Raw genomic sequence first — 24,864 nt, forward strand, 5'->3', positions numbered from 1 at the left:
GTCAGCCGGCAGCCACCGCGCGCCGCGCCGCGGTCACGATGCGCTCCACGCTCGGCAGGTATTTCATTTCCAGCCGGAACAGCGGGATATGCGTGTCGTAACCGGTGACGCGTTCCACCGGAGCCACCAGGTCGTACATGGATTTTTCGGCTAGCTGCGCAGCGATTTCCGCGCCGAAGCCGGCAGTGCGCGGGGCTTCCTGCACGATCACGCAGCGGCCGGTCTTTGCAACCGATTCGGCAATGGTGTCGAAGTCCAGCGGGCGCAGCGTGGCCACGTCGATGACTTCGGCACTGATGCCTTCGCCGGCGAGTTTGTCGGCCGCTTCCAGCGCTTCCTTGACCTGCGCGCCCCAGGTGACCAGGGTGACATCGGTGCCGTCGCGCAGCACGAAACACACATCCAGCGGCAGCGCTTCGCCATCGTTGGCGACCACTTCCTTGTACTGGCGATAGATGCGCTTGGGCTCCATGTAGATCACCGGGTCCGGGTCTCGGATCGCGGCCAGCAACAGGCCGTACGCACGCTGCGGCGACGACGGCAACACCACGCGCAAACCGGGCACGTTGGTGAAGATGGCTTCGTTGGCTTCGCTGTGATGTTCCGGTGCGCGGATGCCGCCGCCCCACGGCACGCGCAGCACCATCGGGCAGTGCAGGCGGCCGCGGGTGCGGTTGCGCAGGCGTGCGGCATGGCAGATCAGATGGTCGACCATGGGATACACGAAGCCGTCGAACTGCGCTTCGGCCACCGGCTTCATGCCTTGCGCAGCCAGCCCGACGCTCAGGCCGGCAATGGTGGTTTCGTCCAGCGGGGTATCCAGCACGCGCGCGCTGCCGAAGCGTTGTTGCAGGCCGGCGGTGGCGCGGAATACGCCGCCGTTGACGCCGACATCCTCGCCCAGCACCAGCACCGCGGGGTCGTGTTCCAGCTCCCAGGCCAGCGCCTGGGTGATGGCTTCGATCAGGGTGATGGGCGAACTCATGGCACTCTCTCCGCGCGTTGCTGCAGCGTTGTAAGGGGCACTGGCGTGCTGGGAGGTTTCTGCGTGCACATGGGTGAGCTCATCCATGACGCGTCTCCAGCGCCATCACTTCTGCGCGCTGTGCCAGCAACTCGGCCGGCGGGTCGCCGTAGAGATAGTCGAACATCGCTTCGACCGGCTGCACCGGCGTGTTGAGATAGGCGTTGACCTCGTCATCCACGCGCGCGCCGCATTCGGCCTTCCAGGCGGTTTCCTGCGCCTCGTCCCACAGGCCCTGCGCGGTGAGATAACGGCGCAGGCGCAGCAGCGGCTCGCGCGCCCAGCCCTGCTTGACCTCTTCTTCGCCGCGGTAACGCCGCGCATCGTCGGCGGTGGTGTGGTCGGAGAGGCGATAGGTGAGGAATTCGATCACCGTGCCGCCATCGCCGGCCAGTGCACGCACGCGTGCCTGACGCATCGCTTCGAGCACGGCAACCAGGTCGTTGCCGTCCACCTGCAGGCAATGCAGCCCGCCGGCCAGGCCCTTCTGCGCAAGCGTCTGCGCGCCGGTCTGCGCCGAACGCGGCACCGAAATCGCCCAGCCGTTGTTGATCACGCACAGGATCAGCGGCAGCTTGTAGGCGCCGGCCGAATTGAGCGCGGCGTAGAAGTCGGTCTTGGAGCTGCCGCCGTCGCCGCAACAGGCCACCGCGACGTGCGGCTTGTTCTGCAGTTTGAACGACAGCGCCGAGCCCGCCGCGTGCAGGCACTGGGTGGAGATCGGCACGCAGATCGGGAAGTCGATTGCCGCATCGGCATCGCGCGGATAATCGCTGCCGCGCTCGTCGCCGCCCCAGTACAGCAGCACATCGCGCGGGCGCACGCCACGTTCGAACATGGTGCCGTACTCGCGGTAGCTGGGCGCGAACACATCGCCGCTGCGCATCGATGCGCCAATGCCCACGTGCGTGGCCTCATGGCCGATGCAGGCGGCGTAGGTGCCCAGCTTGCCGGTGCGCTGCAGGGCCACCGACTTGGTGTCGAAGGTACGCACGAACAACATGCGCTTGAACAGGGCGAGCAGGGTTTGCGGGTTGGCGGCGTCGGCCGGAAGGTCGTCGCGGACCCAGTGGCCGTCCGCGTCCATGTATTGCAGATAGTCGATCTCGAACTGCGCGGCTACGCTCATTGCGACGACACCTTCACCAAGAAGTTTCAAATGATATGAGTTGCCATGTTAAGGACGGCGAAGCAAAACGCTGTCCTGCACCGCAGCACACAATGATGCTGGCTTGCACAAAAAAAAGGGCGCGGACCAGGCCGCGCCCTTTGTCGCAGTTGAGAACTGCGACGTGTTGCACTGCGATCAGCGACGCCCGTCACCTCCGCTGATCGGGGTGACGATCAGCGCAGCGTTGTTGGTCGGATTGGCATCGGGCGAGCTGGAAGTGGCAGTGGCCTGCACCCGCACCGCGCGTTCGGCCGGGATCGGCTTGGCCGCGACGGTGAGCTGGAAGGCTGCCTGGGCGCCGGGCAATACCACCGTTGCCGTGCTGCACACGAAGCGGGCGCTGCGCAGCGACTGCACCTGCTTGTCGCAACGCCAGCCCTGCGGGGCCGCTAGCTGCGACAACGCCGACACCGTGTTGCCTTCGATCACCAGGCTGGCACCGGTGGCCGGTGCGGCGCCGATGTTGCTCACCAGCACGCGGTAGCTCGCATTGAAGGCGGTGGTCGGCAGGCTGGTAGGGCCGTCGAAACGCACCGCCAGGTCGCTGCGGGGTTGCGGCCGTGCCTGCACCGTAACGGCCGCAGTGTCGGTGTTGTTGTCGGGTTGCGGATCAGGCGATTGCGAGGCCACGGATGCAGCCAGGGTCAAGGTGCGGCCTGCCAGTTCCGAGCCAGTATCCAGTTGCACCGCAAAGCTCTGCATGGCGCCAGGATTCAATGCGGGCAGATTGCAGGTAAACGTGGTCTGCGTGGCATTGGTCTGGTTCTGGCAGATCCAGCCCGTCGGCGCTGTGACACGTGCCCGCACCGGCAGGTCGAACACCAGCGCCAGCGCGGTGAACGGTGCCCGATCCGGCCCGCGGTTTTCCACATCCACGGTGTAGTCGATGCGCTCGCCTTCGGTGACCTGCGCGCTTGCGGCCGTGACTGCCACGCCCAGGTCGGCATTGACCTGTTTGGTCATGCGCAACAGCACCACGGTGGGATCGTGATCGGACAAGCGCATGGGCGTATTGGCATCGTTGCGCGCGGTGCCGGGGAAATCGGCATTGATGCGTGCATGGCCGACCGAGAGCGAGGCGATCTGCGGCGTGCGCATCAACGCATCGTTGGCCAGGATGTGATCCAGCGACTGCATGTTGCCGTCGAAGGCGTACGAGTAGCTCTGGTCGGGCGTGTTGAACCAGGTCAGGTCGGTGTAATCCGGGTTGACCAGATCGGCGCCATCGCCGCCCACCACCGTCTGCGCATCCGGCGCCGGCCGGCCGGTGACCGTGCCCATCGCATCCACGTAGCCGTCGTTAAACTCGAAGGCGTTGAAGTCGCCCATCACCAGCACTTTCTCGTCGGGGTTCAGTTGCTGACGCGTCTGCAGCAGGCGCGCCAGATATTCGGCCTGGGCCTGGCGTTTGGCGCGGATGCGGGTGCCGGCGGCATCGTCGGTGTCGGCGCCATTGAGCGAGCGCTGATGCACCACGATGGCGGTCAGCGGCAGCGTGCGGCCATCGGCCTGATGCACGTTGGCGGTGAGCACCAACGGCGGGCGGTCGTTGAGCAGGCTCACGCCGCCGGCCGGCTCGGTCCAGGTGGCGGTCTTGCCTTCCTGGGCGATGGAGAGCACTTCCACCCGCGGCACACCGCCGGCGACCCAGGCGGTCTTGACCAGGAAACCGACGTCGATGCCGCCGACGTCATTGCCTTCCTGCAGGTAGGCCACGTACTGCGGATTGGGCTGGCCGGAGGCGATGGCATCGGCGTTGATGCGCGCAGCCAGGGTCTGCAGCACGCTGATGTTTTCCACCTCCACCGTGCCCAGGATGTCGGGCGTGTGCAGGTAGTTGCGGATCGCCAGCGAGGCCTTGTTGAGGCGGGCCTGGAACGCGGCCGGGGTGAGTACCGGTTCGCCGATCGCCGGGTCGTTCTGGTCGTCGAAGAAGCGCTCCATGTTGTAGGTCGCCACGGCCACGTCGTCAGCCTGCGGCAGCGGTGCCGGACGCGGTTTATCCGCATCGTTGCAGGCCACCTGCGGGGTACGTTCCGGGTACAGCGTGTAGCGGCGGAAGCTGTAATCCAGCGGGCCGGCCACATTGAACGCCATGCAGCCGGAGGCCAGATCCAACCGCTCGCCGCCCACGCCGGCACTGCCGACCGCGATCACCTCCGGGTTGGTATTCCAGCGCGGCACCCCGGCTGGCGAGCCGGCCGGCAGCGGGTCGGGCAACTGCACGCCCGGCTCGCGGAAGGCGCGCGGCACGCCGGTGACCACCGCATGGAACACGCCATTGCTGGTGGCCGTGGCATTGGTCTCGTTGACGCTGCCGCCGGTGGGCGCATTGACGGTGAGGCTGGCGGCGGCCACGCGCATGCCTTCCAGCGCTTCGAGCTGGTCATAGGCGCCGTTGGGGTTGGGGAAGTCCGCACGCAGCATCACCGGCGATGGCAACGGGTTGCCGGTGGAATCGGCCAGCACGGTGACACTGCCGCCGATCTCGGTCAGCGGTGGCTGGGTCGGGTCGGCGGTGGGCACGTATTCGATCACCGTGCCCTGCACGCGCACCCGGTTGCCGATGGCGGCCGCGTCCGGCGGGGCGCTGCCGGTGTAGACGTAGACGCCTTCGGAGGTGGACGGGTCGGCGTCGGCTTCGGTATCCGGCGCCTGCAGGAAGAACCCGGCGCTGCGGCGTGCAGTGACGATGCCCGAGGTGGCGACGACCTGGCCGTCCAGCGGTGAGCGGGCGCCCTTGCCCTGGATGGCGTGGATCGGCAGCAGGCTGAAATCGTCGTTGAGGATGGTGCCGGTGGCGCTCAGCGTGGCCGGCAACGCGCCGGTGAGGCCGCTGATCTGCAGCGCGAAGGTTTCGTCGGGTTCGGGCGTGGTGTCGCCCAGCACCTCCACGGTAATGCTGGCGCTGCGCTCGCCGGCGGCGATGCGGACGCTGGAGGCGGGTAGGGCGACATAGTCGCTGCCGGCGGTGGCGGTGCCATCGACGGTGGCGGCGCTGAAGCTCACCCCGCCCGCGCCGGCCGGCTGGCTCAGGCTCAGCGTGAACACAAGGCTGCGGGTGCCGGTATTGCCTTCGGCCTGGCTGACATCGGCCAGCGTGGCGATCGGTTGGCCGCCGCCGCTGCACAGGCGCGCGGGGCTGGCGGCATTGCGCGGGACCGGCGCGCCGGTGGCGAAGTCGGCCGCGTTGTTGTCGGTGTCGGTGCACCCTTCATTGCCGCGCAGCACCGCCAGCGTGTTGCTGGGGGCCGGTGTGGGCGCGTTGCCTTCGGCGCAGCTGGCCGTGCTGCCGTAGCCGACCAGATCGGCATTGCCGGTGGGGCAGGTGCCGCTCAGCGCGGAGGCGCTATTGCTCAGCGCCACCTTGCCGGCGGTGCCGCTCATGGCCAGCGTGCCGGTGGCATCGGGGGTGGGCAGCGCCACGCTGCCGCCGCTGCCATCGGCCTGCTTGATCAGGTAATAGCCGCCGGCCGGCACCGTGCCGGCCAACGGGGTGACCTGCCAGCTGCTGCCGGCAGCCGAGGCGTACTGCACCGACCAGCCATCCAGGCTGACCGTGGTGCTGCCGATATTGTGAAGCTCGATGAAATCGCTGCGGAGGGTGGCGCCGCTATTGCCGCCACCGCCGTAAACCTGGCTGATGACGACCTGGGCATTGGCGTGGCCGGCAAAGGCCAGCGCACACAAAACTACGGCTGCACGACGCTGCAACACATGCATGAGATGAGAGTCCCCTGATCCTTGAGACGTGAAACGCTCCCCTGGTCCGGCCACGTCCCTGGCCGGCAGCGCCGTTCGATTCTGCATGAATTTGCAGACCTAGGTTGACGATACGGTGACAGCGGCGCAGTGGCTGCGACCGCGCCGGACCCGTGCTGGGTGGTTCAAAGGTGAAAAGAAGCGGTCTCGACGCGGAGGGCTGGGTGTGTGAATCGTGCGTATGGGCTGCCTGCAAGGCCCCTGCGCAGGTAGCGCTGGCCCGATCCCCTCAAAGAATCCCGCCGGGGCTGCAAGCAGCCAGCCAAGGCCGGCCATGGCCGTGGCCGAATACGCTTCGCCATTCGCCATTCGCCATTCCCGAATCCCGAATCCCGAATCCCGAATCCCGAATCCCGGCCGCTGCGCTACCCTGCGTGGCCCGATCTTCAGCGCTGCGCCATGCCCGTCGACAAGAACCTGCGTGACCTGGAACCCGGCATCCACACCGATCTGGAGGGGCGGCTGACCTACGGTGGTTATCTGCGGCTGGACCAGTTGCTATCTGCGCAGCAGCCCCTGTCCGAGCCGGCGCATCACGACGAAATGCTGTTCATCATCCAGCACCAGACCTCCGAGCTGTGGCTGAAGCTGCTGGCGCACGAACTGCGCGCGGCCATCGTGCATCTGCAGCGCGACGAGGTCTGGCAATGCCGCAAGGTGCTGGCGCGCAGCAAACAGGTGCTGCGCCAGCTCACCGAACAGTGGTCGGTGCTGGAGACGCTCACGCCTAGCGAATACATGGGCTTCCGCGATGTGCTTGGCCCGTCGTCGGGCTTTCAATCGCTGCAATACCGCTACATCGAGTTCCTGCTGGGCAACAAGAACCCGCAGATGCTGCAGGTATTCGCCTACGACCCGCAGGGCCAGGCGCGGCTGCGCGAAGTGCTGGGAGCGCCGAGTCTGTACGAAGAATTCCTGCGCTATCTGGCGCGCTTCGGGCACGCAATTCCGCAGCAGTACCAGGCCCGCGACTGGACCGCCGCGCACGTGGTCGACGACAGCCTGCGCCCGGTGTTCGAGCGCATCTACGAAAACACCGACCGCTACTGGCGCGAGTATTCGCTGTGCGAAGACCTGGTGGATGTGGAAACCCAATTCCAGCTGTGGCGCTTTCGCCACATGCGCACGGTGATGCGGGTGATCGGCTTCAAGCGCGGCACCGGCGGTTCCAGCGGCGTCGGCTTTCTGCAGCAAGCCCTGGCACTGACGTTCTTCCCGGAACTGTTCGACGTGCGCACCTCGGTGGGCGTGGACAGCCGCCCACCGCAGGGCAGTGCGGACGCTGCGAATGACTGAGCAGGGCGCCAGGCCGCGCAGGGCGAAAAAGTCTGAGTAGGGCGCCAAACCGAGCAGCGCGAGAAGCTGAGCAGGGCAAGATGCTCAGCGAAGCGAAAGCTGCGCAGTGCGGTAAGTTGGAGCGCGCTGAAAGCCCCTCTCCCGGCGGGAGAGGGGTTGGGGTGAGGGTACGGGCTTCATCCTCATAGATCAGCCAGATTTCCAAGGCGAGTCACGCAACCGGCACCACCCAGCGGCACCGCACCCTCATCCGCCCTTCGGGCACCTTCTCCCGATGGGAGAAGGGACGGCACGGCGGCGATAGCAGATGAGGGTGGTGGTGGTCGTTGCTGAAGCAGACGCCTCGGCACCATCCTAGGAAATGGTCTCGCACACGCTGGTGGGAGCCCGTCACACCCGCCAAATCCCGCCCAATCCAACCACCGCCATCAAGCCGCCGACTCCGGCGAATTTGACGCGTACATGACGTCTAAGTGATCCTCGCGCGTCGCCCAGGGTTCGGCCCTGGTGCACCCAGCCATTACTGAATACGCAAGGGACACCACATGAGCGTTGACGCAACTGCGCCGACATCCGCTTCCACTCCGCCGCAGCCGCCGGCGCCTCCCGAGTTCCCCACGTTGCTCGGCCACCCCCGGCCGCTGTGGATGCTGTTCATGACCGAATTCTGGGAGCGCTTTGCGTTCTACGGCATTCGCTGGGCGCTGGTGCTGTACATCGTGGCGCAGTTCTTCAATGGCGATGCCACCGGCCAGGCGCCAGCGGGGCGCACCTACGGCGCCTATCTGGCGCTGGTCTACGCGGCGGCGATCTTCGGCGGCTACGTGGCCGACCGGGTGCTCGGCTACCAACGCTCGATCCTGGTGGGCGCAGCGGTGATGGCCACCGGCCTGTTCCTGATCGCCATTCCCGACCACACCATGTTCGAGATCGGCCTGGCCACCGTGGTGGTGGGCAACGGGCTGTTCAAGCCGAACATCTCCACCATGGTCGGCAAGCTGTATTCGGTGGCTGATCCGCGCCGCGACAGCGGCTTCACCATCTTCTACATGGGCATCAACCTGGGCGCGATGATCTCGCCGGTATTGACGCAGTTGCTGGCCGAAAAGGTGTTCGGCACCGAGGCCATGCCGTCCTACAAGATGGTGTTCATGGCTTCCGGCGTGGGCATGCTGATCAGCCTGGTGTGGTTCTGGATCGGCCGCGCCCAGCTCAAGGGCATCGGCGCACCGGCACCGCATGCGCAAGGCATCGGCCGCGTGCTGATGGTGCTGGTGGGCTGCGTGCTGGCGATTCCGGTGGTGTACTTCCTGCTCGCCGTGGGTGCGGACGTGCTGCAGATCGTGCTGACGGTGCTGTTCGTCGGCCTGTCGGTGATGTTGCTGGTCGAAGGCATCCGCGAGGGCAAGGTGCAGCGCGACAAGGTGATCGCGATGCTGATCATCTTTGCCTTCAACGTGCTGTTCTGGATGTTCTTCGAACAGGCCGGCAGCTCGTTCACCTTCCTGGCCGACAATATCGTCAACCGCAACTTCGGCAGCTGGACCTTCCCGACTGCGTGGTTCCAGTCGGTGAACTCCATCGCCATCATCGCGCTGGCACCGATCATCGCCTGGATCTGGGTCAAGTCCGGCCGCTTCAATCCGTCGATTCCGCGCAAGTTCGGCCTGGGCCTGCTGTTCAACGGCCTGGCGTTCCTGCTGCTGATGTTCGCGCTGTCCAGCCTGGTCAACGACGCCGGCAAGATCCCGTTCTGGACCTTGTTCATGGTCTACGTCATCCAGTCGATCGGCGAGCTGTGCCTGTCGCCGATCGGCTTGTCGATGGTGACCAAGCTGGCCCCGGTGCGGCTGGTCGGCTTCGGCATGGGTGGCTGGTTTTTGTCCACCGGCATCGGCAACAACCTGTCGGGCATTTTCGCCGGCCATGTCAGCGGGAACGAAGGCATGAGCGTGTCCTCGGCGCTGGGCGGGTATACCTTCGGATTCTGGGCGCTGATGGGCGCCGGCGCGTTGCTGTTCCTGATCGCGCCGCTGATCAACAAATTGATGCATGGTGTGAAGTGAGGAGAACAGCGATGTCGATCAAACCCCTTGTCTGCGGCCTGTTGCTGACCGGTGTGCTGAGTGCCTGCGGGCAGACCAGCAGCCAGCAGGAAGCGCCACGGCCGTTGGATACGTCGATGCAGAAGCCGCCCAGCGCCGATCCCAGCCAGCCGGTGTCCTCGGGCAACACGCCCACCGCTGCGGACATTGCCGCGGCTGCCGCGCTCAATGCGCAGTACGACCCTTCGCGCGATCCGGCCGCCGATCTGGAGACCGCCAAGGTCGAGGCCAAGCGCGGTGGCAAGCGCATCGTGCTCAACGTGGGCAACGCGGCCTGCGAGCCATGCAAGGCGCTGGACGAGCTGATGGGCGGCGATGCCGAGCTGCGCAGCTTCCGCGACGCGCACTTCGTGGTGGTCAAGGTCAACCGCGATGCGGCCAATGAAAATGCCGCATTCCTGTCGGCGTTCGCCCAGCTCAACGACTATCCGTCGCTGTTGGTGCTGGACAGCGACGGCAAGCTGCTGACCACCCAGGCCGGTCCTGAGCTGCGCAAGGGCGAGGGCTTCGACCGCAGGAAGCTGTTCGACTTCCTCAAGCAGTGGGCGCCGCCGCAGGCCTGACGTCCCGCGGACGCCTCAAACAAAACCCCCGCACTGCTGCGGGGGTTTTGTTTGCAGAGTGCCGGCGCACATTGCACATGCGCAGGGGCTGCCACGCGCGCTGGCTTCTACATCACCCGATGACGCATCGCTGGCGGTGGCAGCGTAAACGGCAGCAGACGTGCTGCTGCCACGGCGCCGCGGGTCCAGCATCGACGCCAGCGTTGTGCCGGCGTCTCACACCTCTGCACCTGGATCAGCCACCGCGCGTTGCAAAGGCTGCACGCAGCAGCTCACCGCGCAGCGCTGCTCAGTCCTTACCCGCCATGCGCGGCAGTCCGTCCTTGGCCAGCCGGTCGATCAGCTTTTCCAGGATCTGCTGTTCTTCGGCGCTGAACACCGACATCAGCCGTTGTTCCATCTCGTTGACCAGCGGGGCGACGGTCTCGTAGACCTGGCGCCCGGCCGGCGACAGCGCCAGCATCGAACGGCGGCGGTCGTCGCCATGGGTTTCGCGGCGGATGAAGCCGCGTTCCAGCAGCCGCGCAACCGCACGGCTGACGGCAACCTTGTCCATCGCGGTGCGGTCGGACACCTCACTGGCCGAAGAACCCGGATACAGCGCCAGGATGGTGATCACCCGCCACTCGGGAATCGCCATGCCGTAACGATCGCCGTAGACCTTGGCGATGTTGCTGCTGATGCGGTTGGACAGCACGCTGAGGCGATACGGCAGGAACTGCTCAAGGTTGAGCAGCACGGGATGTTGCGGCGGATGGGGGGCGTCGAGATCGCTCATGTTGCACTGTGTCTTGATTTTGGTTTCATTTGCAACTACAAACCGAGGGTGGCCTGCGCATTCTCGCGGGTCTTCTGCTACTCCGCATAGCCCTGCGGCCCCCCAGCGTGGAGAAACGACGATGAGTGCACAACCGAACACCACCGCAGCGCGCCCGGATCCGGGTATGCAGGTCACCACCTTCGACAATCCGATGGGCATCGACGGCTTCGAATTCGTCGAGTTCGCCGCACCGGCCGGCCAGGCGGCGCAACTGCACGACTATTTCCGCAAGATGGGCTTCAGCGCGGTGCTGCGTCACCGCAGCCGCCCCATTACCGTCTATCGCCAGGGCGGGGTCAACTTCCTGCTCAACGAAGACCCCGATGCGTTCGCTGCCGATTTCGCCGCCGCGCACGGACCCTGCGCCTGCGGCTTCGCGATCCGCTTCCGTACCCCGGCCGAGACCGTGCTGCAGACGGTGCTGGGCAATGGCGGCGCAGCGGTGCAGGACAAGGCCGACACCCGCGCTGTGCCGGCGCCGGTGGTCAAGGGCATCGGCGACTGCATGCTGTACCTGGTGGACCGCTACGGCGATGCGGGCAGCATCTACGATGCCGACTATGAGCCGATCGAAGGCGCCGACCAGCACCCGGCCGGGTTCGGGCTGACCTTCATCGACCACCTTACCCACAACCTGTATTTCGGCAACATGCAGCGCTGGTCGGATTACTACGAGCGCTTGTTCAACTTCCGCGAGATCCGCTACTTCGACATCAAGGGCGCCAAGACCGGCCTGGTGTCCAAGGCGATGACCGCCCCGGACGGCATCGTGCGCATCCCGCTCAACGAATCGTCCGACCCCAAGAGCCAGATCAACGAGTATCTGGACGCCTACCAGGGCGAAGGCATTCAGCACATCGCCTGCTTCACCGACGACATCTACACCAGCGTGGAAAAGATGCGCGCTGCCGGCGTGAGCTTCCTGGATACGCCGGACACCTATTTCGACGTGGTGGACCTGCGCATCCCCGACCACGGCGAAGACGTCGAGCGCCTGCGTCGCAACAAGATCCTGATCGACGCCGACGTGGACACCAAACAGCGCAAGCTGCTGCAGATCTTCACCACCAACTGCATCGGCCCGATCTTCTTCGAGATCATCCAGCGCAAGGGCAATGAAGGCTTTGGCGAGGGTAACTTCCAGGCGTTGTTCGAAAGCATCGAGCGCGACCAGATGAAGCGTGGGGTGCTGTAAGTCTGGGATTGGTGATTCGCAATTCGGGATTTGTGGTTGGTGCTATTAACTGCGTCGGTGCGGGTTTGCAGTGGCATTCGTTGTGATGCCTAACGCCGCAGCTTGTTAAATCAGGCGGAGCTTTGGTATGGATCAGGCGAATTACACAGACAAGTCGCATGTAGCAGCCAATCGCGCGCGCGCCAAGCAACGCATGTGTCTGACAACACAGAGTGATGAAAACGTACGTTGCTGAAGCCCCTCTCCCCACGGGAGAGGGGTTGGGGTGAGGGTACGGTGGAGCGATGAAAATCAAACCGCCATTACCCACTGTTACGCGCACCCACGCACGTGCATTACGCAGTGAGATGACAGACGCAGAGCGCGCACTTTGGCGCTGTTTACGCAGCAATCAACTACAAGGTTTCAAGTTCAGACGTCAGCATCCGATTCCGCCGTACATCACAGATTTTTGTTGTATCGATGCGGCGTTGGTTGTTGAGCTGGATGGATCGCAGCACCAAGCATCCAGCGATCAGGCAAGGACGCGGTGGCTGCAATCGAAGGGATGGACAGTGCTGCGCTTCTGGAACAACGATGTATTGCTTTCGCTGGATGCGGTGGTTGAGACGATCTGCAAGATGGTCGCTACACCGTACCCTCACCCCAACCCCTCTCCCGAGGGGAGAGGGGCTTAATTCCAGCCCCTGTGGGGGCACAGTCCGGACGCACCCATGCACAACGACCAGCGTTACATGACCGGTTTCGGCAATGAATTCGCCAGCGAGGCAGTAGCTGATACCTTGCCGGTGGGGCAGAATTCGCCGCAGCGCGTGGCGCATGGGCTGTATGCCGAGCAGCTGTCCGGCACCGCGTTCACCGCGCCTCGTGGGGAGAACCGGCGCAGCTGGCTGTACCGCATCCGTCCGGCGGCCGTGCATGGCCGCTTTTCGCTGATCGAACAAGCACAGTTCCACAACGAGTTCGGCACTGGCCCGGTGCCGCCGGATCAGCTGCGCTGGAGCCCGTTGCCGCTGCCCTCCACGCCTACCGATTTTGTCGATGGCCTTTACACCATGGCCGGCAATGGCGCGCCGGAGGCGATGTCCGGGGTTGGCGTGCATCTGTATGCGGCCAACGCATCGATGCAGGATCGCTTCTTCTACGATGCCGATGGCGAGCTGTTGCTGGTGCCGCAATTGGGCCGCCTGCGCATCCATAGCGAGCTCGGTGTGCTGGAGCTGGAGCCGCAGCAGATCGGCGTGATACCGCGCGGTGTGCGCTTTCGGGTCGAATTGCTGGACGACAGTGCGCGCGGCTACGTGTGCGAAAACTTCGGTGGTCTGCTGCGCCTGCCGGATCTGGGGCCGATCGGCTCGAACGGGCTGGCCAATCCACGCGATTTTGAAACGCCCCACGCCGCCTTCGAACAACGCGAAGGCGCGTTCGAACTGGTCGCCAAATTTCAGGGGCATCTGTGGCGTGCCGACATCGGCCATTCGCCGCTGGATGTCGTTGCCTGGCACGGCAATTACGCGCCGTATCGCTACGACCTGCGCCGCTTCAACACCATCGGCTCGATCAGCTTCGATCACCCCGATCCCAGCATCTTTACCGTACTGACCTCGCCCAGCGACACGCACGGCACCGCGAACATGGATTTTGCGATCTTCCCGCCGCGCTGGCTGGTGGCGCAGCACACCTTCCGCCCGCCGTGGTTCCACCGCAACGTCGCCAGCGAATTCATGGGCCTGGTGCACGGCGTCTACGACGCCAAGGCGGAAGGTTTCGCGCCCGGTGGCGCCTCGCTGCACAACTGCATGAGCGGGCACGGCCCGGACGCGGCCACCTTCGACAAGGCCTCGCAGGCCGATCTCACGCGCCCGGATGTCATCGCCGAAACGATGGCCTTCATGTTCGAGACCCGCGCGGTGTTGCGCCCGACCCAGCAAGCGTTGAACGCCACGCATCGGCAAGCGGATTACCAGCAGTGTTGGTCCGGGTTGCGCGCCGCATTCCAACCGCCGACGTAGGCAGACGCGGCGCAGCCGTACGATGCGCGCTGCGTTGCTGCGTTGCACTGCGGCGTTGCACTGCACCTGTACGACAGCGCCGTTGGTGCGGCAAGGCAGTGAGCCAATCCGGTCATTCGAACAACCCGGGCAATCTCGGCTGAGGCTGCCCGCGGCTGCTAGGTCACGCTGCCTGCAAGGCCTGCGGCAACAGCTCGCCGATGCGTGTACGCACACGCTCGGTGTAGCTGGCCGAGGTGATCTGCGGCAACGCCTGCAAGGCCTCGGCGATGGCGGCGGCGATCTGCTCTTCGCTGCGTGCGGCCTGCAGTTGCCGATGCAGCACAACGGCGGCCGGGTTGCGTTGCAGCTGCAGGATATCGAGCAGGTACAGCCGTGCGCTGGTAGCCGCGCGGCGACGCAGGCGGTGCGGATCCTCTTCGGTCAGCGCTGCACCGGCCTGCGTGGGGGTGCACCGGCGGCGCTGCGGGCGCTGCAGCGCAGCTCGTCGGGCCCGGCGTCCTGCCAGCGTCGGCGCCAAGATCCAGGTACCCCATCGCGCACAGGCTGTGTACCAATGCCGCGCCATCGCCGCCCGGCAGCACGGCGAGCGCCACCAGATCGCGCTGTCCGTCGGGCAGGATCAGGGCGCGCCGTTGCAGCAGCGTCAGCGGGCTGCGGCGCGATTGCAACGTGGTCAGGGCGAGCTCGGTCTTGCGTGGGGTCATGGCGGCGGTCCTTCGGAGCCGACAGGGGGGACGGCCGCCAATGAAGCGCCGATGCCATTGCCGCGATGGTATGCCGGCACGCTCTCCACATGGTCGCGATGCATTTACAGGGCAACGCCGCAACCGATGGCGGCTGCTACCTGCTACGCCCGCAGTGGGCCAGCGATGCGCGACGCTTCGGTTTCATGTTCGAAGGCGAGCATCTGGTGCGTTACCAGACCAGCGAACCGAAAGAGACGGCACCCGGCGGTGGCAAGGTCGGCATGCCGTTGGCGCAGCTGCGCGCACTGTACTGCGGCGGTCTCACCGAGCAGCCGCACAAGTACGTTCCCAACGCGCTCGCGCTGCGCCTTGCCGACGCAGGCAGGCAGACCGCGCTGGTATTCGAGACCGATGCAGACGGCAAGGTCAGCAGTTGGCGGGTAGGGCAGCCGCCGCAGGTGGATTACGTCGAAGGCTGTGGCTGAAAATGCTGCGCACAACGGTGATGCGGCGTTGTTCATGCGACGTCATGCGCGGCGGCTGCCCTCTGCAGCTTGCGATCCATGCGCGTACCGAAACCGACACATCGCGCATCGGCGTGGTCATCAAAGCTGCAACGGCAAACGCTATCAACCTCGACGCTGGCTGGTATGCATTTAGCAACCGGCTAGCGATCTTGGTTGGTTGCAGCATCGCTGCACGCAACCATGGCCAGCGCCTTGCGTGATGCTGCGAGATACATCGGCCAGCTGTAAAACTGCGTACAGCTTGCGATCGAGTGCGGCGTGCGCGCCGGTGAGTCCATACGCCACATGCCGACTACTTCGTCAGACTGCAACCTCACTAAGCAGCAAACTCCCGACAGGGATCAACAACGCGATCGCAAACAATCCAGGCCTGGCAACACGCCTCAGCCACGCTCAGACGCCGGCCCCGGATGTTGCTTCTCGGTCTGCTCGTTCTCGCCGACATCGCCTTTGACTTCCGGCAATCCTTCCTGTTGCACATCGCCGTGATTCGGCACTTCCGGGCGATTTTCCATCATCAGCGACAGCGCCGCCTTGGCCATCAAGTGCGCGCTGATCGGTGCAGTGATGAACAGGAACACAGTGATCAGGAGTTCGCGCGGTTGCGGGTCCACGCCCAGAAGCAGGTGATAGCCCACCGATGCCAGCAACACGCAGCCAACGCCCAGCGTGCTGGCCTTGGTTGGTGCATGCAGGCGCTTGAAAAAGTTCGACAGCTTCACCAGCCCGAACGCGCCGATCAGGATGAAGAATGTGCCCACCAGCAACAAGGCGCTGAGCAGATATTCGGTGAGGGCGATCATTCGACAATGTCCCTGCGCAACACATATTTGCTCAGCACCACGGTGCTGCCGAAGCCCAGCATCGCAATGACCAGCGCGGCCTCGAAGTAGATCGGCGAATCCAGATGCATGCCCAGCAACATCAACTCGGCGATGGCGGTGACGGAAAGCGTGTCCAGCGCCAGGATGCGGTCCGGCACGGTCGGCCCGCGCAGCAAACGCCACAGTGCCATCAGGATGGCCAGGCCCACCGCATGCATGCAGATCACGATGGTCGATTCGATGAACATGTGGCCGGTCATGGAAAGATCTCCATCAGGGGCTTCTCGTAACGGGTCTTGATCTCGGCAATCAACGCCTCCGGATCGTCCAGATGCAGCACGTGCACCAGCAGATATCTGCGGTCGTCCGACAGCGCGGCCGATACCGTGCCCGGCGTCAGCGTGATCATGCTGGTCAACGCGGCGATGCCGTGGATGTTGGCGATGTCCAACGGCACCCAGATGAAACCGGGATGGATGCGCGATTCGGGCCCAAGCACCTGCGCGGCCACCTTGATGTTGGAGCGCACGATGTCGCCCGCGGCCACCAGCAGCATGCGCGGCACCGAACGCAGCGAGCCGATCTGGGCGAACTCGCGGTCCAGGCGCACCGCAAAGAGCGGCACGACCACGCCGAGCAGCAGGCCCAGCACCCATTGCTGCGGGCCGAAACCGTCGCTGAGCAGCAGCCAGAAAACGAAGACGGTCACGCTCAACGGCGGCGACGGAAACAGGCGGCGACGCAATGGCACGCGCGTGCTCATGGCTGCCTCCGCTGCGGCGTGGTGGCGCGCACCTGGTCCACATACGCGCCGGGGTCGCGCAGCTGCGTTGCCGCCGCATCGGTGTAGCGCATCACCGGGCCGGCAGCCACGGTCATCGCCACCAGCCCGCTCAGCAATAGGACGGTGGCGGCAGTTTCGACCGGGCGCATGCGGCCGCGCCGTTGCGGCTGCAGTTCCGGTGCGTCTTCCACCGGCACCGGCACGCGCCAGAACAGGCGTACGCCGGCGCGGGTCAGGCCGATCATCACCAGCAGGCTGCTACCGAGTATGGCGCCCCACACCGGCCCCACCAGGCCTGCCGGCACGTGCTGCAGCAGCGCCGCCTTGGCCAGGAACCCGGACAACGGCGGCAAGCCGGCCACCGCCACCGCTGCGATCATGAACATGGTGCCCGGAATGGCCCGCCCCGGCAGCGGTGCCACCACTTCCTTGCGGTCGCTGGCACTGCCGCGGCGGCGCCGGATCAGGTCCGACACCATGAACAATGCCGCCGCCACAAAGCTGCTATGCGGCAGGTAGTACAGCCCCGCGCCCAGTGCGCCCGCATCGTCCAGCGAAAACGCGATGAACAGCGTCGCCGCCGAAAACACCACCAAGTACGACACCATCACCCGCAGCCGCGATGCGGCCATCACCCCGAACGCGGCCATCAGCAGCGTCGCGATGCCCAGCCACAGCAACGCGTGGCGTCCGAAGCCGTGCATCTGCCCGGCACCGGCGCCAAACCACAACGACGACACCCGCAGCGTTGCGTACAGCCCCACCTTGGTCATGATGGCGAACAACGCCGCCACCGCCGCCGGCGCGCGCGAGTAGGTTTCCGGCAGCCACAGATACAGCGGCAGCAAGGCGGCCTTGCTGCAGAACACCAGCAGCAACAAGCCCAGGCTGGCTTTGGCCAGCGGAACATCCTGCGCCGGCAGATCGGCAATGCGCTGCGCAATTTCGGCCATGTTGAGCGTGCCGAACACACCGAACAGCAAGCCCAACGCAATCAGGAACAACGTCGAGGCGCACACGTTGAACACCACGTAATGCAGGCCTACCCGCATCTGCAGTCCGCGCCCGCCGCTGAGCAGCAGGCCATAGGAGGCGATCAGCATCACCTCGAAAAACACGAACAGGTTGAAGATGTCGCCGGTCAAAAACGCCCCGTTCAAGCCCATCAACTGGAACTGGAACAACGCATGAAAATGCGGTGCGCGGCGGTCCCAGCCCGCGCAGGCATGCAGCAGGCAGGCCGAGCCCAGGATCAAGGTGGTCAACAACATCCAGGCCGACAAACGGTCGCCCATCAGCACGATGCCGATGCGCGCCGGCCAGTCGCCGAGCAGATACACCAGGATCTCGCCGTCGGCAGCGCGTGCGAACAAGGCGACGACCGCCGCCGCCAGCAACGCCATGCTCACCCACGCCACGCTGCGCTGCACGCGCGGCCCGTAGCGACGGTGCTCGACGAACAGCGACGCCGACGCGCCCAGCATCGGGATCAGGATTGGCAAAATCAGCAGATGATTCATCGCCGTGCCTGCCGCGTATCCACACCGGTGGCGGCGTCTTCGTGCGCATCCACATGGTCGCTGTGGTTGTCGCTACGGCTGCGGATCGCCAGCACCAGGCTCACGGCGGTCATCGCGAACGCAATCACGATGGCGGTCAGCACCAGCGCCTGCGGCAGCGGGTCGGTGTAGTGCATCAGCTCGGCGGGCACGCCCTCGCCCAGCACCGGGGCCTGGCCGATGCGCAGCCGCCCGCCGGCAAAGATCAGCAGGTTGGTCGCGTATGACAGGAAGGTCATGCCCAGGATCACATCGAAGCTGCGCGCGCGCAGCAGCAGATAGATCGCCAATGCGGTGAGGACGCCAATCGCGCTTGCCACTGCCAATTCCATCAATGCTGCTCCGCAGTGCGTGTCGAACGTTGGGTGGGGTCGATCTCGCCGCGCTGCGAACTGCGCGTGCGCGAGGGTTTGATCGTGCCCATCATCGAGAGCATCAACATCGCCGCACCGAACACCACCAGATACACGCCGATATCGAAGCCCAGCGCACTGGCCAGTTCCAGCTCGCCCAGCAGCGGCAGCGGAATTTCCAGATGGCCGCTGGTGAGGAACGGCAGCCCGAATAGCAGCGAGCCCGCACCGCTGAGCAGCGCGCACAACAAGCCGATACCGATCAGGCGGATGTAGTCGAAACCGAAGCGCGATTCCACCGATGCCGCGCCCTGAATCACGTACTGCATCAGCAACGGCACCGCCAGCACCAGCCCGGCGATAAAACCGCCGCCCGGCGCATTGTGGCCGCGCAGGAACAGGAACAGCGACACCGTCAGCGTCAGCGGGAACATGATCTGCGCCAGATCGGCCGGTACCGGCAACTTGATCGGCGGCCCCGGCATGGTGCGCTCCGGCGCCATCCGCGAGCGGCGCAGCAGGGCGTGCACCACCAGCCCGGCAATCGCGAACACGGTGATCTCGCCAAAGGTATCGAAGCCGCGGAAATCCACCAGGATCACGTTGACCACATTGCGCCCATAGGCTTCCGGCAACGCGCGCTGCAGCAGCTCGCCGGCAACGGTGTGGTTGGGCTGGGTCATCAAGGTGTAGGCCAACGCCGCCAGACCCGCGCCGCCGACGATGGCGATGGCGGCATCGCGGATCTTGCGCAGCCGCGCCGGTTCGGGCAACGAGCGCTCGGGCAGATAATTCATCGCCAGCAGCATCAGCACCAGCGTGACCATCTCCACCAGCAACTGCGTCAATGCCAGATCCGGTGCCGACAAGAAGACGAATGTCAGGCTGACTGCCAGCCCGGTGCCGCCCAGCACCAGCACCGCCAGCAGGCGCTGCTTGTACAGGAACAGGCTGCCCAGGGCGCAGGCCATCATCAACAACCACACCATCCAGCCCAGCAGTGGCATCGGGGTGGGTGCAGGCCATGCCGGCAACGTGCCGCCTTGCAGGAACGGTACCAGTGCCACGACCACCGCGCTCAGCACCAGCAGCATCAACATGCGCTGCAGGTTGCCGTTGGTGACTGCGTCGGTCATGTGTGCGGTGGCGGCGAACAAGGCGCGCAAGTTCCACTGGAACAGCGCTTTGCCCGGCGAACGGTTCTGGACGGCGTACAGATCCAGCGTGCGCCGCAGCGCCATGTACAACAGCGCACCGCCGACGATGCCGGCGATGCTCATCGCCAGCGGCCAGTTGAAGCCATGCCACAGCGCCAGGCTGTAGTCCGGCAATGTGTCGCCCAAGATCGCGGTGGCGCCGGCGCGCAACACCGGTGCCACCGTCCACGCCGGCACCACGCCCACCGCCACACAGATCAGCACCAGCACATCCACCGGAATCCGCATCCAGCGCGGTGGCTCGTGCGGCGTGGTATCCAGCTCGCGCGGGCCATCGCCGAAGAAGGTGTCGTGCACAAAGCGCAGGCTATACGCCACACCCAGCAGGCCCGCCAGCAGCGCAGCGGTGCTCGCCAGGATGCGCATCAGCTGCGGTGCCTCGGTGTCCAGCGCTACGGCGAAGAACATTTCCTTCGACAAGAAGCCGTTGAGCAGCGGAATGCCGGCCATTGCCAGCGAGGCGATGATGGCCAGCGCGCTGGTCATCGGCATCAAGCGACGCAGATTGCCCAGCTTGCGCATGTCGCGCGTGCCGGTCTCGTGGTCGATGATGCCGGCGGCCATGAACAACGACGCCTTGAACACCGCGTGGTTGATGAGGTGAAACACACCAGCCACCACCGCCATCGGCGTGGACAGGCCGAACAGCATGGTGATCAGGCCCAGATGCGAGATGGTCGAGTACGCCAGCACGCCCTTGAGATCGTGCTGGAAGATCGCGTGCCATGCGCCCAGTAACAGCGTGATCGCACCGATGCTGGTGACCGTGTAGAAGAACAGGTCGGTGCCGGCCAGCGCCGGATGCAGGCGTGCCAACAGAAACACGCCGGCCTTCACCATCGTGGCCGAATGCAGGTACGCCGACACCGGCGTGGGCGCCGCCATTGCATGCGGCAACCAGAAATGGAACGGGAACTGCGCGCTCTTGGTAAAAATGCCCAGCAGCACCAACCCCAACGCATACGGATACAGCGGGCTGGCGCGGATCACATCGCCAGCGGCCACTACCGCGTCCAGCTGAAAGCTGCCGACGATGCGGCCAATCATCAACACGCCACCCAGCAATGCCAGGCCACCGCCGGCGGTCAGCACAAAGGCCATGCGTGCGCCTTCGCGCGCGTCCTTGCGGTGCGACCAGAATCCGATCAGCAGGAACGAACTGATGCTGGTGAGTTCCCAGAACACCATCAACAGCAGCAGGTTGCCCGACAGCACCATGCCGAGCATCGCGCCCATGAACAGCAGCAAATAGGCAAAAAAGCGCGACGCGCTATCGCGTGCGCTCAGGTAGTAATGCGCATACAGCACCACCAGCGCGCCGATGCCCAGCACCAGCAGCGCAAACATCCACGCCAGGCCATCGAGCCGCAGCGAAAACATCAAGCCGATCTGCGGCAGCCACGCATGCTCGCTGGCAATCACCTCGCCGCGCAGCACCGCTGGCGTCAACAGCGCCAGCACCAGCAGCCCGGCCAACGGCGCGGCCGCAGCCAACCACGCCGTGATCGAACGGGGCGCGCGCCAGAGCAGCGCAGTGGCAGCGGCCATCACGAATGGCAGCGCGAGCAGGATTTCCAACGAAAAAAACATGCAGGGAACACTGGATTCGCGAGCAGGCCGGAGAGCTTAACAAACCGTTGACTGACGTCCGCGTCAACACCGCTGCTGTGGAGGCCAGGAAATTCCGCCAAACGGGCTGCGCATTGGCGCGAGGTACTCGGTATGCTGCAATCATCCAAGACTGCCTAGTTGCCCTGTGACCGCTGCCCATCCCGCGCCGTCCACCGCTGTGTTTGCGCCGCGCGCCCTGGTGTTCGGCGGTAGCGGGCAGATTGGCGAGCGCCTGCTGACCCGGCTGCTCAGCCGTGGCTGGCAGGTGACGGCATGGTCGCGGCAGCCGCGCGCGGCGCGCTCCGGGTTGATCTGGCGACAAGGCGATCTGGCCGTGCCCGCAGCCGCCGGCGAGGCCTTCGAGGTGATCTTCAGCTGCGGCCCGCTGGACCACTTCGCCCGCTGGTATGCCGAAAATCCGGTGGCCGCGCCGCGCATCGTAGCGTTCGGTTCCACCAGCGTGGAGGTCAAGGAGCATTCGACCGACGCGGCCGAGCGCGATGTCGCGCAACGGCTGGCGCATGCCGAACAGGCGCTGTTTTCTGCGGCGATGGCGCGCGGCGCCAGCGCCACCGTGCTGCGCCCGACCCTGGTCTACGGCGCCGGACGCGACAAGACGCTGACCCAGATTGCCGGCTTGGCGCAGCGCACTGGTGCGTTCGTGTTGCCGGCCAATGCCACCGGCCTGCGGCAGCCGGTGCATGTGGACGATCTGGCCAGCGCCGCGTTGGCGGTGGTGGCTCAGCCGGCGACCCAGCAACGCAGTTATGCGGTGGGCGGCGGCGAAGTCCTGGCGTATACGCAGATGGTGGAGCGCGTGCTGGAGGCGCTGCCACGGCCCGCGCGCCTGTATCAGGTGTCGCCGAGCCTGTTCGGCCTTGCATTGTCCGCAGCGCAACGCCTGGGCCGCATGCGTGGCCTCAATGCCGCCGCGCTGCAGCGCATGCGCGACGATCTGGTGTTCGACCTGGAGCCGGCGCGCCGCGATTTCGGCTATGCACCACGTGCGTTTCGCCCATTGCCCGAAGAGCTGGGGATTGGCGAGTGATCCCTGGCCGGTCTGCCAGGCGCGCTCAGTAACGCCAACCCAGCTGGCGATAGACCTTGGCCAGCACCCAGATCGGGCCGATCAGCAGATAGGTCAGATCAGTCAAAAAACTCGGCTTGCGGCCTTCGATCTTGTGGCCGACGAATTGCGCGATCCACGCCAGCACGAACACCGTCAGCGCGGTGGTGAACAGGCCGCCAAGCCCGATCCGGCCTTCGATCAACCGGCACAGGCAGCCGAAGAAAAAGAAGATCCCCAGCATGCCTAGCCCTAGCGGGCGCGACAGCCGGTTGTAATACGACCATGCCGCAAACATCGACAGCGCTGCCCACACGCCACTGCTGAACCAGGTGCCGCCGACCGGGATGCACCACAGCAACCCGACCACCGACCACAGGATCGCCGGTACCGCCAACACATGGATCTGCTGATTGGTCGCGTTTTGATGATCGTCGGAATAGCTGACGAAATAGCGGTCGATCGGTCGCGCGGTCGTGGTGCGTTCGGTCATGTTCCCTCCCAGGAATGACCCAAGCATACGCGCGCCGATGGCGCTGTGGCAGGTGCGCCCCTCGCCACGCATCAAGCGCGTGGCGAGGGACATGGCCACATCAGTTCACCGACACCGCGCTCCATGCCGCGGCAACCGCGCGGTATTGCGTGGAGGTACTGCCGTACAGATCGGTGGCCGCACTCAGCGTGGCGCGGCGGGCGGCTGCGTAGTTGGTGGAAGAGGTCATGTAGACCGTCAGCGCGCGATACCAGATGCGGCTGGCAGCGGCGCGGCCGATCGCCGTCAGCGCCGTGGAGCCGTTGCAGACCAGCCCGGCCGGGGTCAGGTTGTAGCTGGTGCCCGCACCGAACCCGCTCGGCACCACCGCACCTTCGGCCAGCAGATAGTAGAAATGATTGGCCACGCCGGAGCTGTAGTGCACATCGAGGGAGCCCAGATTGCTGCGATAGCAATCCGGCGAATCGCCATCCAGGCTCGGCTTGAACATGTAGCGCAACGCCAGCGTGCCGCTGCTGTTGCCGGCGATGATTTTTTCGCCAATCAAATAGTTGCCCGGTTGCGCGCTATTGGCGGCGGAATATTCCACCATCGCACCCATGATGTCGGACGTCGCTTCGTTCAAGCCGCCCGATTCGCCCGAGTACACCAGGCGTGCCGAACGGCTGGTCACGCCATGCGTCATCTCGTGGCCGGCTACGTCCACCGACACCAGTGGGGTGAAGGTGCTGCCGTCGCCATCGCCGAAGGTCATGCAGAAACAGCTGTCCGACCAGAACGCATTGTTGTAGCGGCTACCGTAATGCACGCGGCTACGCGCACCGGCACCATCGTTGGCGATGCCGCTGCGCGCATGTGTGGTGCGGTAGTAATCCCAGGTCAACGCCACGCCGTAATGCGCATCCACCGCTGCGGTGACCGTATCGCTGGTGGTGCCATTGCCCCAGGCATTGTCGGCATCGGTGACCAGCGTGCCATTGCCGGACGTGCTGTTGCGCATGTTGTAGGTGGCGCCGCTGCCGCGACCGAGATCGGTCAACTCGTAGCCGCTGCTGCAACGCGCTGTGGTCAGCGCCACGCTGCCCGCATACAGCGAACGCCCGGTGCCGGTCGCCGTGGTGCCGCCGCTGCACACGGTATGCACCGTATCCCAGGATTCGAGGACGCGCTGGTTCACCGCATCGACGATGTAATGCATTTCGGTCGGCGTCTGATCGGGCTTGATGCCGCTATAGATCACCTCGTATACCAGCCGCGGTGCGCCCTGGCGCGCATACAGCGCCAGGCTCGCGCGCGGTGCGGCATCCTGCGCCACGTCGAATTGCGCTCCGGCCACGCGCAATGCGGTTGCAGCATCGATGCCCGGCACCAGGCTCGGACGCAGCGTGGTGTCCATGGTCTGGCTCAGCTCGCGCATCACGCCACGTCGCGAATGCACCACCACATCGCCGCCGATCACCGGCAGGCCTTGATAGGTGCGATCGAAGCGCACGTGTTCGGTGCCATCGGCATCGACAATGCTGTCGCGCGCCACGAAGGCATCGGCCGATGCCCGATTGGCCAACGCCGATGCGGTGTTCCCCAACAGCGATTGCGCCCGCGCAACAGCGGTCGTTGCGGATAGATCCGCAGCGGTAGCGACAGCAGAAAACGATAGCGCGCAGCAGATCGCCGCGCCCAAGACGTGGAATTGCATGACGACTCTCTCCCAGGAAACGTGCAATGCAAAGATCGGCGGCGATGAGCATCACGGCCGATCGCGGACGGCAGCAGGTGCCGACAGCCAACCTTGC

At 65.3% G+C, this 24,864-nt stretch carries 20 protein-coding genes and 2 pseudogenes; 9 read left to right on the top strand and 13 right to left on the bottom strand.

What is annotated here, in order from left to right:
* Nucleotide 1: 1 nt before the first annotated feature.
* The 3 genes from M3O59_RS02065 to M3O59_RS02075 all read right to left on the bottom strand — a co-directional run bounded on the left by M3O59_RS02065 (nucleotide 2) and on the right by M3O59_RS02075 (nucleotide 5,918).
* Nucleotides 2-1,072, bottom strand: a complete 1,071-nt coding sequence (locus tag M3O59_RS02065) for an alpha-ketoacid dehydrogenase subunit beta (protein WP_064633163.1) — start codon at nucleotides 1,070-1,072, stop codon at nucleotides 2-4.
* Nucleotides 1,065-2,153, bottom strand: a complete 1,089-nt coding sequence (gene pdhA, locus M3O59_RS02070) for a pyruvate dehydrogenase (acetyl-transferring) E1 component subunit alpha (RefSeq protein WP_116906491.1) — start codon at nucleotides 2,151-2,153, stop codon at nucleotides 1,065-1,067. Before pdhA ends, M3O59_RS02065 begins: the two co-directional genes overlap by 8 nt.
* 177 nt (nucleotides 2,154-2,330) lie before the next feature.
* The gene (locus tag M3O59_RS02075) at nucleotides 2,331-5,918 is read right to left on the bottom strand and encodes a lamin tail domain-containing protein (protein ID WP_249054400.1); all 3,588 of its coding nucleotides are present in this window, start codon (nucleotides 5,916-5,918) and stop codon (nucleotides 2,331-2,333) included.
* Between the two features lie 438 nt (nucleotides 5,919-6,356).
* Between M3O59_RS02075 and M3O59_RS02080 the strand changes: the two genes are divergently transcribed.
* The 3 genes from M3O59_RS02080 (at nucleotide 6,357) to M3O59_RS02090 (ending at nucleotide 9,921) form a co-directional block, all read left to right on the top strand.
* Nucleotides 6,357-7,253, top strand: coding sequence for a tryptophan 2,3-dioxygenase (locus tag M3O59_RS02080; protein ID WP_116906493.1), 897 nt, complete (start codon nucleotides 6,357-6,359; stop codon nucleotides 7,251-7,253).
* Nucleotides 7,254-7,798: 545 nt separating this feature from the next.
* Nucleotides 7,799-9,319, top strand: a complete 1,521-nt coding sequence (locus tag M3O59_RS02085; RefSeq protein WP_064633168.1) for a peptide MFS transporter — start codon at nucleotides 7,799-7,801, stop codon at nucleotides 9,317-9,319.
* Nucleotides 9,320-9,330: 11 nt separating this feature from the next.
* Entirely contained in the window at nucleotides 9,331-9,921 is a 591-nt protein-coding gene (locus M3O59_RS02090; protein ID WP_064633171.1) for a thioredoxin family protein, read from the top strand.
* Between the two features lie 289 nt (nucleotides 9,922-10,210).
* Here the strand turns inward: M3O59_RS02090 and M3O59_RS02095 are convergent, their stop codons facing one another.
* Nucleotides 10,211-10,699: a MarR family winged helix-turn-helix transcriptional regulator gene (locus M3O59_RS02095; RefSeq protein WP_064633172.1), complete on the bottom strand. Its 489-nt coding sequence runs from the start codon at nucleotides 10,697-10,699 to the stop codon at nucleotides 10,211-10,213.
* Between the two features lie 121 nt (nucleotides 10,700-10,820).
* Here M3O59_RS02095 and hppD point away from each other — a divergent pair, with 121 nt between their 5' ends.
* From hppD to hmgA, 3 genes are all read left to right on the top strand, one after another.
* Nucleotides 10,821-11,936 (top strand): 4-hydroxyphenylpyruvate dioxygenase, encoded by a 1,116-nt coding sequence (gene hppD / locus M3O59_RS02100; RefSeq protein WP_181920632.1) that lies wholly within the window; start codon nucleotides 10,821-10,823, stop codon nucleotides 11,934-11,936.
* 284 nt (nucleotides 11,937-12,220) lie between these two features.
* A complete protein-coding gene (locus tag M3O59_RS02105; protein ID WP_082925767.1) occupies nucleotides 12,221-12,613 on the top strand; it encodes an endonuclease domain-containing protein in 393 nt (130 codons plus the stop codon).
* A gap of 36 nt (nucleotides 12,614-12,649) precedes the next feature.
* A complete protein-coding gene (gene hmgA / locus M3O59_RS02110) occupies nucleotides 12,650-13,948 on the top strand; it encodes a homogentisate 1,2-dioxygenase (RefSeq protein WP_181920633.1) in 1,299 nt (432 codons plus the stop codon).
* A 163-nt stretch (nucleotides 13,949-14,111) separates the two neighbouring features.
* On the opposite strand, the pseudogene M3O59_RS02115 reads toward hmgA, so the two are convergent.
* Nucleotides 14,112-14,655: pseudogene (locus M3O59_RS02115) on the bottom strand (hypothetical protein).
* Between the two features lie 104 nt (nucleotides 14,656-14,759).
* Between M3O59_RS02115 and M3O59_RS02120 the strand changes: the two are divergent.
* Both M3O59_RS02120 and M3O59_RS02125 read left to right on the top strand, forming a co-directional pair.
* Nucleotides 14,760-15,122 (top strand): annotated as a pseudogene (locus M3O59_RS02120) (lectin); the annotation flags it as partial.
* A 2-nt stretch (nucleotides 15,123-15,124) separates the two neighbouring features.
* Nucleotides 15,125-15,364, top strand: coding sequence for a hypothetical protein (locus M3O59_RS02125; protein WP_147308547.1), 240 nt, complete (start codon nucleotides 15,125-15,127; stop codon nucleotides 15,362-15,364).
* 183 nt (nucleotides 15,365-15,547) lie between these two features.
* On the opposite strand, the gene M3O59_RS02130 is transcribed toward M3O59_RS02125, so the two are convergent.
* The 6 genes from M3O59_RS02130 to M3O59_RS02155 are packed head-to-tail and all read right to left on the bottom strand — an operon-like array spanning nucleotide 15,548 to nucleotide 21,491.
* On the bottom strand, nucleotides 15,548-15,967 hold the full coding sequence (locus M3O59_RS02130; protein ID WP_116906495.1) for a Na+/H+ antiporter subunit G: 420 nt from the start codon (nucleotides 15,965-15,967) through the stop codon (nucleotides 15,548-15,550).
* Nucleotides 15,964-16,248: a K+/H+ antiporter subunit F gene (locus tag M3O59_RS02135; RefSeq protein WP_116906496.1), complete on the bottom strand. Its 285-nt coding sequence runs from the start codon at nucleotides 16,246-16,248 to the stop codon at nucleotides 15,964-15,966. The genes M3O59_RS02130 and M3O59_RS02135 overlap by 4 nt, the downstream gene beginning before the upstream one ends.
* Nucleotides 16,245-16,751, bottom strand: a complete 507-nt coding sequence (locus M3O59_RS02140) for a Na+/H+ antiporter subunit E (protein ID WP_116906497.1) — start codon at nucleotides 16,749-16,751, stop codon at nucleotides 16,245-16,247. Before M3O59_RS02140 ends, M3O59_RS02135 begins: the two co-directional genes overlap by 4 nt.
* The gene (locus tag M3O59_RS02145) at nucleotides 16,748-18,292 is read right to left on the bottom strand and encodes a monovalent cation/H+ antiporter subunit D (protein WP_249045920.1); all 1,545 of its coding nucleotides are present in this window, start codon (nucleotides 18,290-18,292) and stop codon (nucleotides 16,748-16,750) included. The genes M3O59_RS02140 and M3O59_RS02145 overlap by 4 nt, the downstream gene beginning before the upstream one ends.
* Nucleotides 18,289-18,663 (bottom strand): Na+/H+ antiporter subunit C, encoded by a 375-nt coding sequence (locus tag M3O59_RS02150; protein WP_116906499.1) that lies wholly within the window; start codon nucleotides 18,661-18,663, stop codon nucleotides 18,289-18,291. The genes M3O59_RS02145 and M3O59_RS02150 overlap by 4 nt, the downstream gene beginning before the upstream one ends.
* Nucleotides 18,663-21,491: a monovalent cation/H+ antiporter subunit A gene (locus M3O59_RS02155; RefSeq protein WP_116906500.1), complete on the bottom strand. Its 2,829-nt coding sequence runs from the start codon at nucleotides 21,489-21,491 to the stop codon at nucleotides 18,663-18,665. Before M3O59_RS02155 ends, M3O59_RS02150 begins: the two co-directional genes overlap by 1 nt.
* A gap of 166 nt (nucleotides 21,492-21,657) precedes the next feature.
* Between M3O59_RS02155 and M3O59_RS02160 the strand changes: the two genes are divergently transcribed.
* Nucleotides 21,658-22,560 (top strand): NAD-dependent epimerase/dehydratase family protein, encoded by a 903-nt coding sequence (locus M3O59_RS02160; RefSeq protein WP_116906501.1) that lies wholly within the window; start codon nucleotides 21,658-21,660, stop codon nucleotides 22,558-22,560.
* 25 nt (nucleotides 22,561-22,585) lie between these two features.
* On the opposite strand, the gene M3O59_RS02165 is transcribed toward M3O59_RS02160, so the two are convergent.
* On the bottom strand, nucleotides 22,586-23,071 hold the full coding sequence (locus tag M3O59_RS02165; RefSeq protein ID WP_116906502.1) for an Mpo1 family 2-hydroxy fatty acid dioxygenase: 486 nt from the start codon (nucleotides 23,069-23,071) through the stop codon (nucleotides 22,586-22,588).
* A gap of 100 nt (nucleotides 23,072-23,171) precedes the next feature.
* Entirely contained in the window at nucleotides 23,172-24,767 is a 1,596-nt protein-coding gene (locus tag M3O59_RS02170) for a M4 family metallopeptidase (protein ID WP_116906503.1), read from the bottom strand.
* Between the last annotated feature and the right edge of the window lie 97 nt (nucleotides 24,768-24,864).

The sequence above is a fragment of the Xanthomonas nasturtii genome (genome assembly GCF_023337365.3).
GTDB classification, from domain to species: Bacteria; Pseudomonadota; Gammaproteobacteria; order Xanthomonadales; family Xanthomonadaceae; genus Xanthomonas; species Xanthomonas nasturtii.

Excerpts from the sequence above, each read along its gene's own strand:
- M3O59_RS02065 (WP_064633163.1), bottom strand. The coding sequence starts at position 1,072 with ATGGATGAGCTCACCCATGTGCACGCAGAAACCTCCCAGCACGCCAGT.
- pdhA (WP_116906491.1), bottom strand. The coding sequence starts at position 2,153 with ATGAGCGTAGCCGCGCAGTTCGAGATCGACTATCTGCAATACATGGAC.
- M3O59_RS02075 (WP_249054400.1), bottom strand. The coding sequence starts at position 5,918 with ATGCATGTGTTGCAGCGTCGTGCAGCCGTAGTTTTGTGTGCGCTGGCC.
- M3O59_RS02080 (WP_116906493.1), top strand. The coding sequence starts at position 6,357 with ATGCCCGTCGACAAGAACCTGCGTGACCTGGAACCCGGCATCCACACC.
- M3O59_RS02085 (WP_064633168.1), top strand. The coding sequence starts at position 7,799 with ATGAGCGTTGACGCAACTGCGCCGACATCCGCTTCCACTCCGCCGCAG.
- M3O59_RS02090 (WP_064633171.1), top strand. The coding sequence starts at position 9,331 with ATGTCGATCAAACCCCTTGTCTGCGGCCTGTTGCTGACCGGTGTGCTG.
- M3O59_RS02095 (WP_064633172.1), bottom strand. The coding sequence starts at position 10,699 with ATGAGCGATCTCGACGCCCCCCATCCGCCGCAACATCCCGTGCTGCTC.
- hppD (WP_181920632.1), top strand. The coding sequence starts at position 10,821 with ATGAGTGCACAACCGAACACCACCGCAGCGCGCCCGGATCCGGGTATG.
- M3O59_RS02105 (WP_082925767.1), top strand. The coding sequence starts at position 12,221 with ATGAAAATCAAACCGCCATTACCCACTGTTACGCGCACCCACGCACGT.
- hmgA (WP_181920633.1), top strand. The coding sequence starts at position 12,650 with ATGCACAACGACCAGCGTTACATGACCGGTTTCGGCAATGAATTCGCC.
- M3O59_RS02125 (WP_147308547.1), top strand. The coding sequence starts at position 15,125 with ATGCTGCGCACAACGGTGATGCGGCGTTGTTCATGCGACGTCATGCGC.
- M3O59_RS02130 (WP_116906495.1), bottom strand. The coding sequence starts at position 15,967 with ATGATCGCCCTCACCGAATATCTGCTCAGCGCCTTGTTGCTGGTGGGC.
- M3O59_RS02135 (WP_116906496.1), bottom strand. The coding sequence starts at position 16,248 with ATGACCGGCCACATGTTCATCGAATCGACCATCGTGATCTGCATGCAT.
- M3O59_RS02140 (WP_116906497.1), bottom strand. The coding sequence starts at position 16,751 with ATGAGCACGCGCGTGCCATTGCGTCGCCGCCTGTTTCCGTCGCCGCCG.
- M3O59_RS02145 (WP_249045920.1), bottom strand. The coding sequence starts at position 18,292 with ATGAATCATCTGCTGATTTTGCCAATCCTGATCCCGATGCTGGGCGCG.
- M3O59_RS02150 (WP_116906499.1), bottom strand. The coding sequence starts at position 18,663 with ATGGAATTGGCAGTGGCAAGCGCGATTGGCGTCCTCACCGCATTGGCG.
- M3O59_RS02155 (WP_116906500.1), bottom strand. The coding sequence starts at position 21,491 with ATGTTTTTTTCGTTGGAAATCCTGCTCGCGCTGCCATTCGTGATGGCC.
- M3O59_RS02165 (WP_116906502.1), bottom strand. The coding sequence starts at position 23,071 with ATGACCGAACGCACCACGACCGCGCGACCGATCGACCGCTATTTCGTC.
- M3O59_RS02170 (WP_116906503.1), bottom strand. The coding sequence starts at position 24,767 with ATGCAATTCCACGTCTTGGGCGCGGCGATCTGCTGCGCGCTATCGTTT.